Here is a 16317-nt window from a genome sequence, read left to right as displayed (position 1 = left end):
GGGCACCTTTTTTCAGTATAAATAGATATATGATATTTAAGTAGCTAAAAATAGCGATTAGTTTAAATATAAGTTATTGTTAACATTGAATTAACAAAACTAGGTGATGTTAACATTTTGTCGTTTGCAATTTTAAGTAAGCGAGCATTTTGAATATAGCCTTTTACCATAGCCTTAGAGAGTTAAATACACTAGAGTTATTATAGTAAGGCTAATGAAATTCAATTGATTTAGGTAATCCGTGAAGTCATATGGTAGTTAGATTGTTACGTTTTTTCCGTTTTTACTTTGCAATAATAATGCTTATTGCAACCATTACTCCTGCCTATAGTTATGTTGAATCAGCTAAACAGATAAATGATTACTCAGTTAAAAAACTTACCGCTGAAGATGGGTTTGTTTCTTCAGAAATTTATTCAATTATCCAAGACCGTCAAGGGCTACTTTGGTTTGGAACCGCTGAAAACGGCGTTATGCGCTATGACGGGCGTAAAGTAACTTTATTCGAATTTGATAGTATGAATGCTAACGGCTTATCGCATAATGATGCCGGTAATCTCATGTTAGATAACGGCGGAAATATTTGGATAGGTACCTGGGGTGGTGGTGCCAATTTATATGACCCCAAAACAGGAGTATTTGAAAATTTTATTCACGATCCTAAGCGGACAGACACTATATCTTCAAATAGAATTCAATCATTATTTCATGATAAAGAAGGAATAATTTGGCTTGGTTCCTATGATCAAGGGTTAAATCGTTATCTAGGCGATAATCGCTTTGAGCGGATCACTAAAACAGGAGACGGGCTCGGCAGCCTATCTCATAATAGAATTTGGGATATAGAAGATAACGATGATAACAGTTTATGGGTGGCTACGAGCTATGGCTTAAATCTTTTTGATAAGAGAACACAAAATTTTACCCATTTCTTTCCTGACCCAAGCAACAAAACACCCACTGGAGCGAATGAAATTCGAAGCCTATTAAAAACTGCTTCCGGTAAATTTTTCATTGCCACGCAGCATGGTCCTTTCATTTTCGAGCAAGATACTGGTGAATTCTTCCCTGTTCAGAGCAAAACAGAACAAAATTTGGGGCAAGTTAATTCGATGATTGAAGACCAAAATGGCGCTGTATGGTTTGTAACCAGTAAAGGTGTATATCGTCAGGCTTCTCCTGCAGGTGAGCTGGAAAAACTAGAACTGGAACAAAATAATGGTTTTCGAATTATTTTTGAAGACAATACAAAAACCAAATGGATTACAAGTGAAGTCCATGGCATTTATAAACTGGTACCGCATCGTCGCTTCAAATCAATAAATAATCCAGCTTTGGTTGCCCCAAATGGAATAGCTACCGACAGCAATGGTGATGTTTTGATTGTGTCGTCAGCATCAGAAGTTTTTAAGTGGCAGGTTGTAAATGAAAAACTAGAAAAACTATCAGCCCCCATTTTTAGTAAAGATAATGGCTTTACTGGTAATGGCGTGATTGAGCGTCCAATTATTTTACCTGATGGAAAAAACACATTATGGATTGCACAAGACGAAGGGCTCGCAAAGTTTAATTTAGCCACAAACACTGTTGAAGCAATAAATTTTCCAAAGTCAGATCAAAACTATAAAAAGTTTAGAGAGTTTCGTACATTAAACATAGATAACAAGGGTAACCTTTGGATTGGTACCTATAAAAATGGCCTTTACTTATACAACACTACGACAAAAAATTTTAAACACATTTCTGAAAGTTCAGGGTTGTCTCACCCGGAAGTATTAGAAATATTTAAAGATGTTAATGGTGATATGTGGGTTGGTACAGGAGATGGTGTTAATTTATGGCAGGAAGAATTTCAGCATTTTGTTTCGTTTAAAGCGGATAAAAATAACTCTGAAAGCTTATTGGGTAATATTGTCCAAGATGTGTATCAATCAAGAAGTGGTCAAATTTGGGTAGCGACTCAAAAAGGACTAAATCAGTACCTTCCTGAAACTCAATCATTCAAACATTACAGTGTAGAAAGTGGCCTTCCAACCTCATTAATTCGTGCTATCTCAGATGATGAAGCCGGTAACTTGTGGTTAACGACAAATAAAGGCATATCGCGCTTAAATCCGTTAACGGATGAAGTGATTAATTATGACAACCATAACGGTTTGTTAGGATTAAACTACTATGCAAATAGTTTAGTTAGAGGCGCAAATGAAATACTGTTTAGCAGTAGCCAGCGAGGGGTCGAATTTTTTAGCACTGCGTCAGAGGAGTCGACAGAGACGGACTTTAATTTAGTGTTAACTGGTTTCAATAAAATGGGGCAGCCGGTAACGCTTGATGTGCCATATTCATATGTGAAGGATATTCACTTATCTTATTTGGATTACTTTTTTTCTTTTGAATTTTCTGTATTAGATTTTATCTCACCAAATAAAAATCAGTATGCATATAAGCTTCAAGGTTATGATGATAACTGGATCGAAATAGGCAATCGAAATACAGCTTCGTTTACCAATTTAGATGGTGGCTCTTATAAATTTTTAGTAAAAGCGACCAATAGCAATGGCAACTGGGGGGAAAAAGTTTTAGCTATTAATTTGCATGTTTCTCCGCCACCTTGGAAAACTTGGTGGGCTTATAGTTTATATTCAATATTGATTGTCTTAACAATTTTCATATTCATTTATTTGAGAACTCGGCTACAACAAACAGAAATAATTAAACAAAAAAAGTTTGTTGTCGCGCTTGAGGAACAAGTAAATGAAAAAACCGCTTCACTAAAAGCGCAAGCAAATGACTTGAAAGAAGCGCTTAAAAAAGCCGAAGAAGCAACACAATTGAAGTCAGAGTTTCTTGCAAATATGAGCCATGAAATTAGAACGCCAATGAATGGTGTGCTGGGGATGCTCAATTTGCTTAAAAACAGTGAGTTAACCAACGAACAAGCTCAACGCGTTAAAATTGCTAACTCTAGCGCAGACTCTTTATTAACACTGATAAACGATATTCTCGATTTTTCAAAAATTGAAGCTGATAAATTAGAATTGGAATTGATAGATTTTGATTTGCGAAGTCTACTTGAAGAACTCGCAAAATCAATTGCTCTATCAGCACAGCAAAAAAATGTAGAAATCATTCTCGATATAACGGGGATCCATACTAGTTTCGTTAACTCTGATCCGGGAAGAATTAGACAAATACTTCTGAATATTTTAAGCAATGCGATTAAGTTTACAGAACGTGGTGAGATATCGATAACAGCAACACTTTCAACTACTAATAGTGGCGGAAGCTATGAGTTTAGTTGTGTAGTTACTGATACAGGAATCGGTATTCATGAAGACAAAATTCCGACACTTTTTGACGCGTTTAGTCAGGTTGATGCATCAACGACAAGAAAATATGGCGGAACTGGCTTAGGGTTAAGTATAACCAAACGTTTGTGTAACTTACTTGGCGGTGATGTCAATGTTTCTAGTGAATTAGACGTTGGAAGTCGTTTTGAAATTTCTTGTGTAGTAAAAGCGGCTTCAAATAAGGTTGATGTGATAGCGCCACCTGAACATTCTCAGTTAAACGTATTAGTGGTCGATAATAATGAAACAAACCGAGAATTGCTGGCTAAACAACTCGCAAGCTGGAGTGTTAATATAAAGTCTGCACAAAGTGGTGCGCAGGCGTTAACGGTGTGTGAAGGGGCTTTTTCGCCTGAAAGTCAAGGTCGATTTGATTTAGCGCTGATCGATATGGATATGCCCATTATGCATGGCCAAGTATTGGCTACTTTGATCAGAGAGAATGCACAATACGATTCCATGGCAATAGTGATGATGACATTGATGGATGAACAGATTGATGAACAATTATTTGCACAAATAGGTATTGATTCATCTTTTCCTAAACCAGCAACACCTTCTGACTTGGAAAATGCAATAAATATAGCAGTCAGTAGGAAAAACAATGTTAGCTCGAGCGCTGGTACTCTGGCTAATCCACTTATTGAAGAAAATCCTGACAATGAGCAAGAAACTATTGATTGGCCTGAACATACAAAAATACTGTTGGTTGAAGATAACAGAGTAAACCAAATGGTTGCTTTAAGCGTGTTAAAAAATATTGGCTTAACAGCAGATGTTGCAGCAAATGGTGTAGAAGCCTTATCAGCATTGAATAATGCAAATGATGAAAACCCATACACGATAATCATTATGGACTGCCAAATGCCCCAAATGGATGGCTATGAAGCGACGGGAAGAATAAGAGCAGGAGATGCCGGAAAGAATAATACTTCAGTACCAATTATCGCCATGACGGCTAATGCAATGCAAGGTGACAAAGAGAAGTGCCTTAATGCTGGAATGGATGACTATCTTACTAAGCCTATTGAGCCAAAGAGTGTTCAAGAAAAGTTAGTTTATTGGTTAAATCAATCTATATGATGAAGGTTTGTGTACCGATTTATAGAGGCTAAATAAAAGTAAAAATTGCCGTTGCAAAGTGTTTTTTGTTAGTGACCGGACAGAAAAAAGCCCACATTATGCGGGCTCTTTATAAGCATCCTAGAAACTTAGGTTATAGCTTCTTAAATCTTCGTGATGCTAAGCCCATAAAGCCTAGAGCAAATATTGCTAATGTTGAAGGCTCTGGTACATCTACACAAGGAATACCAGGAGTCGGTACACAGCCACTGCCGCTACCTCCACCACCTAAGCCATCATCTACTGATAGTACTGACTTACCTAATGTTACTAACCATCCAGAACCGGTAGTGTCAATGTCCATTCTTACTTGCAAACCAGCATTTACTTGCGCATTTGCCCAAGCAAAACCAGATAAATCAAACTGAGTGAATGTCCATGTGCTATCTGTTCCTGTCAAATTGCCAAGATCAACCCATGAAGCACCATCAAAAACTGATATCTGATCGAATTCACCTTGAGCAAAGTCGATATCGTAGCCGGAAACATCAAGTATAATAGATGTGAACGTACCTGCTATCGCGTCGTGAACCCAACCCCAATCCTGGTTTGAGCCTCTATAATATGGGGTGTTAGTTTTGTTACCGTCAACATCAACAAAATATTCAGTTGCTGTATTGTTACTAAAGTCTTGTACGTCAACTATTAACCCGGCTGATGCAAAGCTACTTAGAGATAAAAATAAACCAGCGACTGCTGCTTTAAAGACTGCTAATTTCATATTATTTTCCTTGATAATACATTATTCGAATTCGGAGAATATTGTTAACTATATCAGCTATTTATATTCGGATGTTACTATGCATAAAATAGGCCAGCATGGTAACTGTATATTTATCAATGGCTTATGGGTTTTTTGGGGATTTTTATTTGTTAGTTGTAAAGGAATAAGACACTGAATTCATTGAATTATTTAATATGGTTTAGGCTTTGATAGACGGGTATATGGCTGCTTAGTGAGCTGTAAATTTTAGCACAAGCACAAAATCTACGGGGTGAAAAATAATCATAAAAAAACAATATTTGATAGGGGGCTTTCGCTTATTCCTGTATACTGCGCGGCCTTAATATTTTGAGTTATATTGTTCGCTAACAATTCGCCTCTAAAAGCTACTAGCAGAATCTAGGATACTCCTTTTGATCACTACATCGAATATTACAATGCAATTTGGCGCTGAGCCTTTGTTTGAAAACATCTCCGCTAAATTTGGCAACGGTAACCGCTATGGCTTGATTGGTGCTAATGGCTGTGGCAAGTCTACTTTTATGAAAATACTCAGTGGAGAGTTAGCGCCAAGTTCAGGTAATGTCTCGATAACCGCAGGGAACAAAGTCGGTACGCTAAGCCAAGATCAGTTTGCGTTTGAACAGTATAGCGTAATTGATACAGTGATTATGGGTGATGTTGCGCTATGGAAAGTAAAACAAGAAAGAGACAGTATCTACGCACAGGCAGAAATGAGTGAGGCCGATGGAATGCGGGTTGGTGACCTTGAAAGTCAATTTGCTGAAATGGACGGTTACAGTGCGGAAAGTCGTGCTGGTGAAATTCTACTTGAAGCGGGCATCGAAGAGTCACTGCATTATGGTTTGATGCAACAAGTTGCTCCCGGTTGGAAATTACGGGTGTTGTTAGCACAGGCGCTATTTGCTAATCCAGATATTTTACTACTTGATGAGCCTACCAATAACTTGGACATTCATACGATAAGTTGGCTGGAAAAAGAGTTAAACAAACGTAAATGCACCATGATTATCATTTCTCATGACCGGCACTTCCTTAATGCTGTGTGCACACATATGGCAGATATCGATTATGGGGAATTACGTATTTATCCGGGCAACTATGAATTCTTCCTAGCGCAATCAAGCTTACTGCGAGAACAATTACTTGCTGGCAATGCTAAAAAAGCAGCTGAAATTGAAGAATTACAAGATTTCGTTAATCGTTTTGGCGCTAATGCTTCTAAAGCGAAACAAGCCAGCTCTCGCGCGAAGAAAATGGATAAAATTAAACTTGATGAAGTTAAATCTTCCAGTCGAATAACACCGAATATCGCATTTTCTTCAGGTAAAAAAATGTACCGGCAAGCCTTAGAACTTGAAAAATTAAGTCACGGGTTTGACGGTGAAGTGTTATTTGAACAAGGTGACTTGCTATTAGAAGCAGGTAGTAAACTTGCCATAATTGGTGAAAACGGCGTAGGAAAAACTACTTTTTTACGTTGTTTAATGAATGAATTACAACAATCATCTGGTGTAGTGAAATGGTCTGAAAATGCTTCAGTTGGCTATTGCCCGCAAGATAGCAGTCACTTTTTTGATAATGAGCTAACACTGATGGAGTGGATGTCGCAATGGCGCAGACCTTGCCATAATGACTTAATGGTTCGAGGCATGTTGGGCCGATTACTCTTTACTGAAGATGATGCCAATAAAAAAGCGCGTAATTGTTCGGGTGGAGAAAAAAATCGCTTATTGTTTGGTATGTTGATGATGCAAGACATTAATGTGTTGATTATGGACGAGCCGACCAACCACATGGACATTGAAGCTATAGACGCGCTTAATAATGCACTTAAAGACTTTGAAGGTACACTGATTTTTGTGAGCCACGATCGTGAATTTGTTTCAAGTTTGGCTACACGTATTGTCGACATTAAGGATAAAAAATTAGTTAACTTCGATGGCTCGTTAGATGAATACTTAGCGACAGAAATTGTACAACAACAAGTAGCGTAATCGAGTTAATTCAATTAAATCTATTTATGACAAGTAAGGTAATGTTATGCCATTTTCTAAGCTAGGGTTGTCAGAGCCTGTTTTAAAAGCCATTGCTGAATTGGGCTATAGTGAGCCTACAACAATTCAAAAGCAAGCGATTCCCGTTGCACTAAACGGTAAAGATTTAATTGCTGCAGCCCAAACAGGAACCGGTAAAACCGCCAGTTTCGTATTGCCAATTCTTGAACGACTAAACAATGGTAACAAATTGCGCGGCAAACGCATTCAAGCGCTTGTCTTAACACCTACTCGAGAACTCGCTGTTCAAGTAGAGCAAAACATTGCGAACTATGGAAAATATTTAGAACTTAGCTCTATGGCTATGTATGGTGGTGTCGATTCTACACCACAAAAACAAGCGTTAATTTGGGGCGTTAATATTCTTGTCGCCACACCTGGGCGGTTGTTAGATATGGTGCATCAGCGGGCTTTGCACTTTGATGAATTAAAAGTATTAGTGTTAGATGAAGCAGACAGAATGCTTGATATGGGCTTTATTGACGATATCAATAAAATTATTAAGCGTCTTCCAATACAGCGCCAAAATTTACTGTTTTCTGCAACCATTTCTCCTGCTGTTCGCGCGTTAGCTAAACGAACGATTAATGATGCAGTTGAAATTGCAACTTCACAAGACAAAGCATCAAAACCTCAAATTAACCAGTGGTTAGTAACGGTAGATAAAAGCAATAAATCCGCGTTGCTTAGTCATTTAATTAAAGAACAGCAGTGGCAGCAGGCACTTATATTTATTGAAACAAAGCATGGTGCTGCGAAACTGGTTAGTCAGTTAGAAAAACGCGGCATAAAAGCAGAGTCTATTCATGGTGGCAGAACGCAAGCGAACCGAGAGCAAATTTTAGCGGATTTTAAATCGGGTAAAATTACCATGCTGGTCTCAACAGGCATAGCCGCACGCGGCATTGATATAGGTGAACTAACTAGGGTGGTTAACTATGACTTACCTGCCCAAGCCGATGAATACATCCACCGCATTGGTCGAACGGGCCGAGCGGGGGCAACCGGTGAAGCAATCTCTTTAGTATCAAAAGATAATTTTAGAGAGCTTTGTGCGATAGAAAGCCGCTTAGGGCATATAATCGAAAGAAAAGAATTTGAAGGGTTCCCAGTCAAAAAAGTCGTACCAATTTCTATTTTAGATTATGTGCCTAAGCATAAAAGGCAGTAATTAATTTAGTATTACAGAATTAAGCTCTCCTCAATTCTGCTTGAATATTTACTAAATGACGCCCTTGCTGTTACTTATATTCAATAGTTAACTAACGAGAGTTTTTTGGCTTCCTTGGTGTTTTGTACAAGGGCCAAATAAGTTGTTCTTTCCAGTCTGCTCGAAACATTCCAGAAACACCATAACGCGTAGGGTATTTTCGGGTAATTTTGGCAGTACCAAACAAAACATCCCAAAAGAAAAGTAAATTACCGTAATTACCTTTATAGTTTGTTACGCCATCGTTGGGATCTAACCCATGATGTGCTGAGTGCGTTGACGGCGTTGAAATTGTTCGTTCAATAAGCCAAGTGACAGGGTTTAACCATTGGCGTTTGTATAATATGGAATCCCACTTCCACTCTGCATGTGCACCTATGATTACCGCCAACTTAACAATCAGGTAAGCGGCATAAACCCAACCAAAGCCTAGATAAACCAATACACCAGAAAACCAAATTGACGGCATCATTAAGTAATAGAAGATGTTATTACGATAAACAATGCGAACGCTCATGTACTTGCCATTGTGGTGAGCTCGGTGAAGGTTATAAAGTGGCCTAAAGGTATGTGAAGCGCGATGCCACCAGTACTGCGCCATATCATCAAATATTAAGAAACAAAGAATTTGGATAATGACAGGTGTTGCTTCATAGGCTCCTTTTAATTCTAGCGCTACCGACGACAGCAGTGCGTCAACGCTCCATAGAATTACTGGTTGTGAAATCGCAAATAAAGTGACGGTGCTAATAAGTTCAACCTTTAGATCATCACGTACTTCCGTCGATTTATTAAGCAGCTGCCCTTTTATCGCTTCGATGAATGCAAAACAAAGAAATATACCGGTTATCACTATTTGTTCGTTCATAATTCACCTTGTTTAATTTGTCATTGCCAATGACTTTAACAAGTGATGAAATGTTCAAATATATACTTTTATATATTTGGCTAAGATATGAGTACTGATAATTTACATAAACTACCTGATGAAATGGTTTTACTACTTTGTGAGTTTGGTCAAACAGTGTTTTATTCAAGCGATAAACTGATTCATGCAAGAGGGGATGTTAAACCAGGACTCTCTGTCGTCATTAGCGGCTTGGTTAAGGTCGGTAATTATGGCTTGGATGGTAAGTATTGCCTTACACGAGTGCTGGAGCCTGGTGAAACGTTTGGTGAGTTTACGTTATTTGGAAACTTACCTAGAACCCACAATGCAGAATCTTTGGGCGATACCGAGGTACTCCAGCTGAACGCTTCCGAATTCGATTTAGCCTGCCAGCGTATCCCACAGCTAAAAGACACCTTACTCGCATCTTTAGCAACAAAGCTACATGACTGCTTAGAAATTCTCGATGATGTACGTCGACTACCGTTAACTGTTCGTCTTGCAAAAACACTAGTAACGATTGCAAAAACAAGAGGTACAAATGATGTCGTCATTCGACAGTCAGATCTGGCTGATGTCACAGGTGTAACGGTGCTGTCTTGCCATAAAGCATTGAATGTACTCACTGAGCAAGGGCTAATAAAATTAGCTTATGGACGCATAATAATAAATGACCGGTCAGCTTTTACTCGGTGGATAGAACAAAAATCAGAACTTACCTCGCTTTAGTGTAACAACTGAAAAAGGCTCAATTGTTGTTAAACATTTAATGTTTTCATTGATAGCCTAGCTTGTTTTAAGTTTATTGAGCAGCTCAACTAGTTCATGCGCTGACTGGTGTATTGTAGTTGCACTTAACTCTGAAGCTTCTGAAAGGTTTGCGACTTCATTGGTGGCATCACCGATAACAACCATGTTTTTGTTTAGCTCTTCGGATACTTGGCTTTGCTCTTCAGCAGCGGCTGCGATTTGAATAATATGCTGATTTATCTCTTCAATTTGCGATACTGTTTCTTGCATTTTTTCAAATGCATCTGTTGCACATGTAGCGGCATTATCAGCTTTTACACTGCCTTGCTCGATGATATTCACGGTATGTGAAACTTCTTGTTGAAGGGCGGTGATCACTTGAGATATTTCATCAACTGACTCGGCGGTTTTAGACGCTAGTGCCCTTACTTCATCTGCAACAACACTAAAGCCTCGACCATGATCGCCGGCTCGAGCGGCCTCAATCGCAGCGTTAAGCGCAAGTAAATTTGTCTGCTCAGCAATTGAACCAATAACATCGAGTATTTTCCTAATATCATCGCTGCGAATTGATACCGCTTTTACCGCATCAGAGGCTGAACTTATCTCTTGTGAAAGCTCAGATGCTTGTTGAGAGGCAATAGAGACCTCACTTTCAGTATCTTTAACTGACTGAGTGGCCGCATTGGCATTATCTGCCGCTGAAGAGGCTGTATTTGCTACCTCTTGCGCGGTGGCAGACATTTCGGTGATAGCAGTGACAATTGTATTGACCTCGGTTTGCTGTGTCGAAATATGTTGATGCGTTTTCTGGGCGTTATCTTTACTTTCCTCACTCATGTCCATCACGCGAAAGCCAGACTGTTTGGCAAGTTCTAGTAGTTCTCTTACCTTTTCTCTAAACCGGTTAAATCCATTACTCAGGTTTATTAGCTCTGCATGTGAATGCATGTCAATTGCTTGGGTTAAATCACCCCCTTGGCCAGCAAGTTCAGCCATTCTGTCGGCAACTAATTCTACGGGCTTAACAATGCTTCGGGTAAAGATTTTTATTAGCACTAAGGCGATTACAATTAATATTAATGCGACAATTAAGGTACTGGAAAGTATGCTAGCTACTTCGTCCGAGATCATATCGGATACTTCAGATACAGGTTTCATCGCTGTATTTACATTGATACCAACGACCAATTGCCAATCGACAGCCGCCGTGGCGATTTTAATCGGTTGAACGACATATAAAAAATTATCAATGGTCGTTGTTTTATTTTGCCCTGAAGTTGCTAGCAGGGCGGTACTGTTTTTGAAAACACCTTTAAACGGTTTTGCCAAGCTCTCTTCATTTTCCGTTGCTGCGGCGAGAAAACCTTTATGGCTAACGATAAAAACTTTAGCATTCCCGTTATAGAGAGAGGCTTTTAACTCCTTCGCGAGTTGCTGCAAAATAGGTAAATTAAGGTCGGCGCCTACAACGCCCCTAAATGTACCATCGGCGATAACCGGTACGACTAGACTTGTCATTAATTCATTGTAACCAGGGCGAATTTCATAGTTGTATGGATTGGAAGCGCAAGCCTTCAAACTGTCCATTGAGCAAAGGTACCACTCGGCAGCCCTAAAGTTGTATTCATCTAGCGTTGCATCATGTTTTTCGTTAGCGTCATCAACGACTTCCTGAGTAATATTGCCGCTGTCTTCCTTAACAAAGTAGACTTCAAAACTGCCATTGCCGACAACCGAGTGTTTATAACCTTGCGTATATTCGCTGTCTTTGCCGTCGAATTGGTTATCTTCAAATTGTGCATATAACGATGAGGTATTGCCTGACTTTAAGGTACTTTTTACTAATGCTTCTACTTGGTCCCGATTAAGTGGCTGAGGAATTTCACCCTCGATATTGCTCTTTATTTGGCTTGCTAACCTAGCTGGCACTGAAAAAGACTGCTCAAATAAATTGGCAATTTGCCCCGCTATAGCATCTGTTTTTGAACGTACCGTACCTTCTATTTGGCGGGAAACCTCTTCACCCACTTGGTCGACAATGACTTTTTCGGTATTGCCGAGTGAATAGGCGGTAACAGCCATATAACAAACAGACATGATAATAAACAAGGCACCAACGACAGATAGTAACTTAACGGAAAGGCTTTTTTCTTCAAATATCATAGGACTAACCTGAATTTATTTAACTCTTCATCGATAAACAAGTGCTAAAGACCAAAGGTGTAGCTCACTGTACCTAACAGCTTTACGTCATCGTCGTAATCGAGATCTGTCTTTTCAACACCAATAGTAAAATCTAATCGTTGCCAACTGAACGCGGCTTCTGCTTTGGCATGCATGTAACTGTCATCATTTGTGTCCCAACTGAACTTGTCGTCATCCAAACTCGTAGAGCGGTCAATTTGAACGGTAAGCGTAGCGGTTTCGGTAAGTTGAAATGTATGAGACAAAGCGATGATGTAGTGCCCAGCATCTGTACCTGCGTAATCGTTGGCATACCAAGCTTTGATTTCAGTTGATTGGTAGCCAATCGCTAGATAAACCTCGGTATAGTTAATGTCGCTACTATCACCGCCACCAATATAGGTGTAGTGAGCTAAGCCTACGTCATAATAAACATCGTCATTAATGCTGTTAGAGAAACCACCGTAGTAGTCTATCTCAGCGTCAGTCTCGTCACCAAAATCAACATTTGATGCCCAGCTTCCCACGTACCAACCTTGAGCGTTTGCCCAATCAATACTGCCCTGAATTGCCGGGTTTTCATCGGTTTGAGAAATACCATTAAATAAGTAATCTGAAGCAGCAGTTAAAGTAACCGAAACTTCAGCCGTACTTTGGCTTGAAAACAATACGCATGATGTGAAGGCGATGGGTAACCAGTTGGCACGCTTCAGCATAGTATCCCCTTAGTAGGTAATATTCTTTTAATAAATATAGTTTGAAAATTCGAAAGTTGGAGTAATAAGCTATTAATTTATAAATAAGTTGTAGTTTTGCATTTAGCTTTAACCTTTAACCTTGCTTACTACGTAATACAGTTATGTAATTGATTTGTTTGCAGAGCAATAATTAATATGTATATCTACTCGGTATCTAATTTACTATGGTAAAACCTGATTATTGACTCAAGTAAGCATATAGGGTGGTTTCTATAAACTTTCTTTTAGCCTTAATTACGCTTTACTAAAATAGAATATAAGATAATTAATGTTGCTTGTGAAAAGGCTAGTGTTAAGTAGCTTACAGGAAATATAGTAATACTTTCTTCAAAGCAAAACTTCGTTGGCACACCCAAAGCGTAGCCAAAGCCACACTCGGAAGATTGCCAACTAAAAATTACTAGATAAAAAGCAGTAGTGATTAATCCACTAACAAATAGATAACCATTTGCTTTTATAAGCGAAGCAAATTTAAGGTGAATAAAGGGCGAGTTATTGATTGCTAATTTAATAGTGTTGCAAACCCACAGCAGTGCATAGGCAATGAGTAATGCACTTGATAGTAAAATGTTTAAAAACAACGCGTAATCGGCAATGTATAACCCGCTAGGGTCAATTATTCTTGATAACATAAAATCTTATAGTGCTTATTAGTACTGATTATTGTAAACAAAAGCTTTCTCCATTGTTAGGATGCGAACGCTCCTTTGTCGTGTTTAGGGGAAAAGCTGAATTAGTTTGAGTCTTCCTGTATAATCCGCGCACTTTAAATACCTAACCAAGCATTCGACGCATAAAGGGCACACTATGACTGTTGAACAATTCGACCCAAACAATCCTGTAACAACGGTTCAATCTGATGTTAAGCAAACCACAACATTAGAAAATCCAGCCAAAGTGATTGCTGAGCAAAATGAAAATGCCAAGCATGTTGATAATGCGGCGCGTATCGGTTTTGTAAGCCTTGGTTGTCCAAAGAATTTAGTTGATTCTGAACGCATTCTTACCCAGCTTCGTACTGAAGGGTATGATGTGGTGCCAAGTTATAACGATGCAGATATGGTGATTGTGAATACCTGTGGCTTTATTGATGCGGCAGTGCAAGAGTCGTTAGATACCATTGGTGAAGCACTTAAAGAAAACGGTAAAGTATTAGTTACTGGCTGTTTAGGCGCTAAGAAAGATGAAATTATTGAACTTCACCCGAATGTATTAGGTGTAACTGGCCCACATGCCTATGATGAAGTATTGGCACAAGTGCATGAACATGTTGAAAAACCAAAGCACAATCCATTTGTAGATTTAATTCCTGATCAAGGTGTAAAGCTTACGCCGAAGCATTTTGCGTACTTAAAAATATCTGAAGGGTGTAATCACCGTTGTACGTTCTGCATTATCCCGTCAATGCGTGGTGATTTAGATTCACGTCCTGTAGGTGACGTATTAGGTGAAGCCAAACGCTTAGCCAATGCGGGTGTGAAAGAATTGTTGGTGATCTCACAAGACACATCTGCCTATGGTGTAGATGTGAAACACAAAATGGATTTTTACGAAGGTATGCCAGTAAAAACCCATATGAAAGCATTATGTGAAGAGCTCGCAAAACAAGGCATTTGGATACGCTTACACTATGTTTATCCGTACCCGCATGTTGATGACATTATTCCGTTAATGGCAGAAGGTAAAATTCTTCCGTATTTAGATATTCCGTTCCAGCATGCGAACAAACGTATTCTTAAGTTGATGAAGCGCCCAGGTAGTTCTGATCGCGTTCTAGAACGTATTAAGAATTGGCGAGAAATTTGCCCTGAACTCGTGATTCGTTCAACGTTTATTGTTGGCTTTCCTGGTGAAACGGAAGAAGAGTTTGAAGAGTTATTAGACTTTTTACGTGAAGCAAAACTAGATCGTGTTGGCTGCTTTAAATATTCACCTGTTGAAGGTGCAACGGCAAACGACTTACCTGATCATGTACCAGAAGATGTGATGGAAGATCGCTTGCAACGTTTTATGTCAGTTCAAGCGGAAATTAGCGCGCAGAAACTTCAAGACAGAATAGGCCAAGAATATCTTGTTTTAGTAGATGAAGTGAATGATTTAGGCATAGTAGGGCGTTCGTATATGGATGCTCCAGAGGTAGATGGTAAGGTGTATCTATCGGATGACTATGACGCCGAGCCGGGCGATATGATTTGGGTGCAAATTATTCATGCTGACGAACATGATGTGTGGGGCGTGCGCGTCGAAGACTAATGCGTCTCGATACCTTGTTTGGCAAGCTTGGCTTGCAGCTGCTGGTATAGTTGATATTCCTTTAAATCAAAGTCATATGAAAGAGCTGTTTGTTTTAGTTGAGGCAGCAGCTCTTTTACCCTGATTGAGTTATTCTCCCTCAAAGCAATTTCTATCAGGCGTATCTTAGCATCAATTTGTGTGGCGAAATCTTTTGCTAACGTTGCTTGAAGCAATGCATGCATAAAATTCTCGCGCGCTTTCGCTAAGCTACCATTTATCATAGCCGCCCGAGCAAAGTTATAGTGGGCGACAGAAATTTGCTGTTTGTTATCTGTTTTAAGCGCATAGAAAAGCGACTTTTCGGTATAAACAAAATAATCAACTAACTTATCTAGCCTCGCTGCTATATGGCCTAAGTTGGCGTATAACTCTTGATTAAATAGCGGCAAAGCATCTTGAGCATACCTTTTTTCTAACAACAATAATGTTTGCTCTGCTTGGTTGTATTGTTTGTTGAGTATTTGTAGGTTGGCAATTTCTATCAATCGCATTGGCCGAGGCAAGTGCTCTTGGATTTCATGTAATAAATTCAGCGCCTGTGCTAAATCTTGTTGTGCAGCCTGTGAGTCACCAAGTTGGTTCATTACCTTAGCATGATAAATTTTTACATAAACCAAGAAGCTCATAGGCAGGTCTTCGTTATCGAGAAAGGGCATTAACGCTTTGTTCAATTGCGCTATATTTCCCAATAAAAAATGAGCTTCTAATTGCAGTAGTTTGAGCTTGTACCAGGTGCGGCTAGGGTAGCTAGTTTTATTTAATTTCGTATCAATAATCTCTAGGCACTTGGCAGAAGACTGTTGGCAAATCGTCTCAATATTGAGCGTACTTGCTAATAATTGGGAAGGATAACCAAGGAGCAGCATTAGCCACAAATACAATGGCTTTAACAGTTGCACACCAACAGAATAATCAAACTTCATATATCACTTCTTTATGAACGCTAATGCTTAT

The 16317-nt window shown here is 39.1% G+C and carries 11 protein-coding genes; 5 read left to right on the top strand and 6 right to left on the bottom strand.

The window, feature by feature from the left end; all coding sequences use genetic code 11:
* The first annotated feature begins 299 nt into the window (after positions 1-299).
* Positions 300-4433: a hybrid sensor histidine kinase/response regulator gene (locus tag HII17_RS16890; RefSeq protein WP_235938916.1), complete on the top strand. Its 4134-nt coding sequence runs from the start codon at positions 300-302 to the stop codon at positions 4431-4433.
* Between the two features lie 133 nt (positions 4434-4566).
* Here the strand turns inward: HII17_RS16890 and HII17_RS19155 are convergent, their stop codons facing one another.
* Positions 4567-5193 (bottom strand): PEP-CTERM sorting domain-containing protein, encoded by a 627-nt coding sequence (locus HII17_RS19155; protein WP_235938914.1) that lies wholly within the window; start codon positions 5191-5193, stop codon positions 4567-4569.
* A 416-nt stretch (positions 5194-5609) separates the two neighbouring features.
* Here HII17_RS19155 and HII17_RS16880 point away from each other — a divergent pair, with 416 nt between their 5' ends.
* Together HII17_RS16880 and HII17_RS16875 are read left to right on the top strand one after the other, a co-directional pair.
* The gene (locus HII17_RS16880; RefSeq protein WP_169076550.1) at positions 5610-7214 is read left to right on the top strand and encodes an ABC-F family ATPase; all 1605 of its coding nucleotides are present in this window, start codon (positions 5610-5612) and stop codon (positions 7212-7214) included.
* Positions 7215-7260: 46 nt separating this feature from the next.
* Positions 7261-8445, top strand: a complete 1185-nt coding sequence (locus HII17_RS16875; protein ID WP_169076549.1) for a DEAD/DEAH box helicase — start codon at positions 7261-7263, stop codon at positions 8443-8445.
* A 91-nt stretch (positions 8446-8536) separates the two neighbouring features.
* Here the strand turns inward: HII17_RS16875 and HII17_RS16870 are convergent, their stop codons facing one another.
* Positions 8537-9352: a sterol desaturase family protein gene (locus tag HII17_RS16870; RefSeq protein ID WP_169076548.1), complete on the bottom strand. Its 816-nt coding sequence runs from the start codon at positions 9350-9352 to the stop codon at positions 8537-8539.
* 87 nt (positions 9353-9439) lie between these two features.
* Here HII17_RS16870 and HII17_RS16865 point away from each other — a divergent pair, with 87 nt between their 5' ends.
* On the top strand, positions 9440-10102 hold the full coding sequence (locus HII17_RS16865; protein WP_169076547.1) for a Crp/Fnr family transcriptional regulator: 663 nt from the start codon (positions 9440-9442) through the stop codon (positions 10100-10102).
* Between the two features lie 57 nt (positions 10103-10159).
* Here HII17_RS16865 and HII17_RS16860 read toward each other — a convergent pair whose 3' ends face one another.
* The 3 genes from HII17_RS16860 to HII17_RS16850 form a co-directional block, all read right to left on the bottom strand.
* A complete protein-coding gene (locus HII17_RS16860) occupies positions 10160-12289 on the bottom strand; it encodes a methyl-accepting chemotaxis protein (RefSeq protein WP_211185401.1) in 2130 nt (709 codons plus the stop codon).
* 44 nt (positions 12290-12333) lie between these two features.
* Positions 12334-13026 (bottom strand): TorF family putative porin, encoded by a 693-nt coding sequence (locus HII17_RS16855; protein ID WP_169076546.1) that lies wholly within the window; start codon positions 13024-13026, stop codon positions 12334-12336.
* A gap of 272 nt (positions 13027-13298) precedes the next feature.
* Positions 13299-13700, bottom strand: coding sequence for a hypothetical protein (locus HII17_RS16850; RefSeq protein ID WP_169076545.1), 402 nt, complete (start codon positions 13698-13700; stop codon positions 13299-13301).
* A 175-nt stretch (positions 13701-13875) separates the two neighbouring features.
* Here HII17_RS16850 and rimO point away from each other — a divergent pair, with 175 nt between their 5' ends.
* Positions 13876-15321: a 30S ribosomal protein S12 methylthiotransferase RimO gene (gene rimO / locus HII17_RS16845; RefSeq protein WP_169076544.1), complete on the top strand. Its 1446-nt coding sequence runs from the start codon at positions 13876-13878 to the stop codon at positions 15319-15321.
* Here rimO and HII17_RS16840 read toward each other — a convergent pair.
* The gene (locus HII17_RS16840) at positions 15318-16286 is read right to left on the bottom strand and encodes a hypothetical protein (protein ID WP_169076543.1); all 969 of its coding nucleotides are present in this window, start codon (positions 16284-16286) and stop codon (positions 15318-15320) included. The two genes, rimO and HII17_RS16840, sit on opposite strands and share 4 nt — an antisense overlap.
* Positions 16287-16317 lie beyond the last annotated feature (31 nt).

The organism is Thalassotalea algicola (genome assembly GCF_012932965.1).
Taxonomy (GTDB): Bacteria; Pseudomonadota; Gammaproteobacteria; order Enterobacterales; family Alteromonadaceae; genus Thalassotalea_F; species Thalassotalea_F algicola.
Note: the sequence above shows the minus strand (reverse complement) of the source record. Positions and strands in the feature narration are given on the sequence as shown.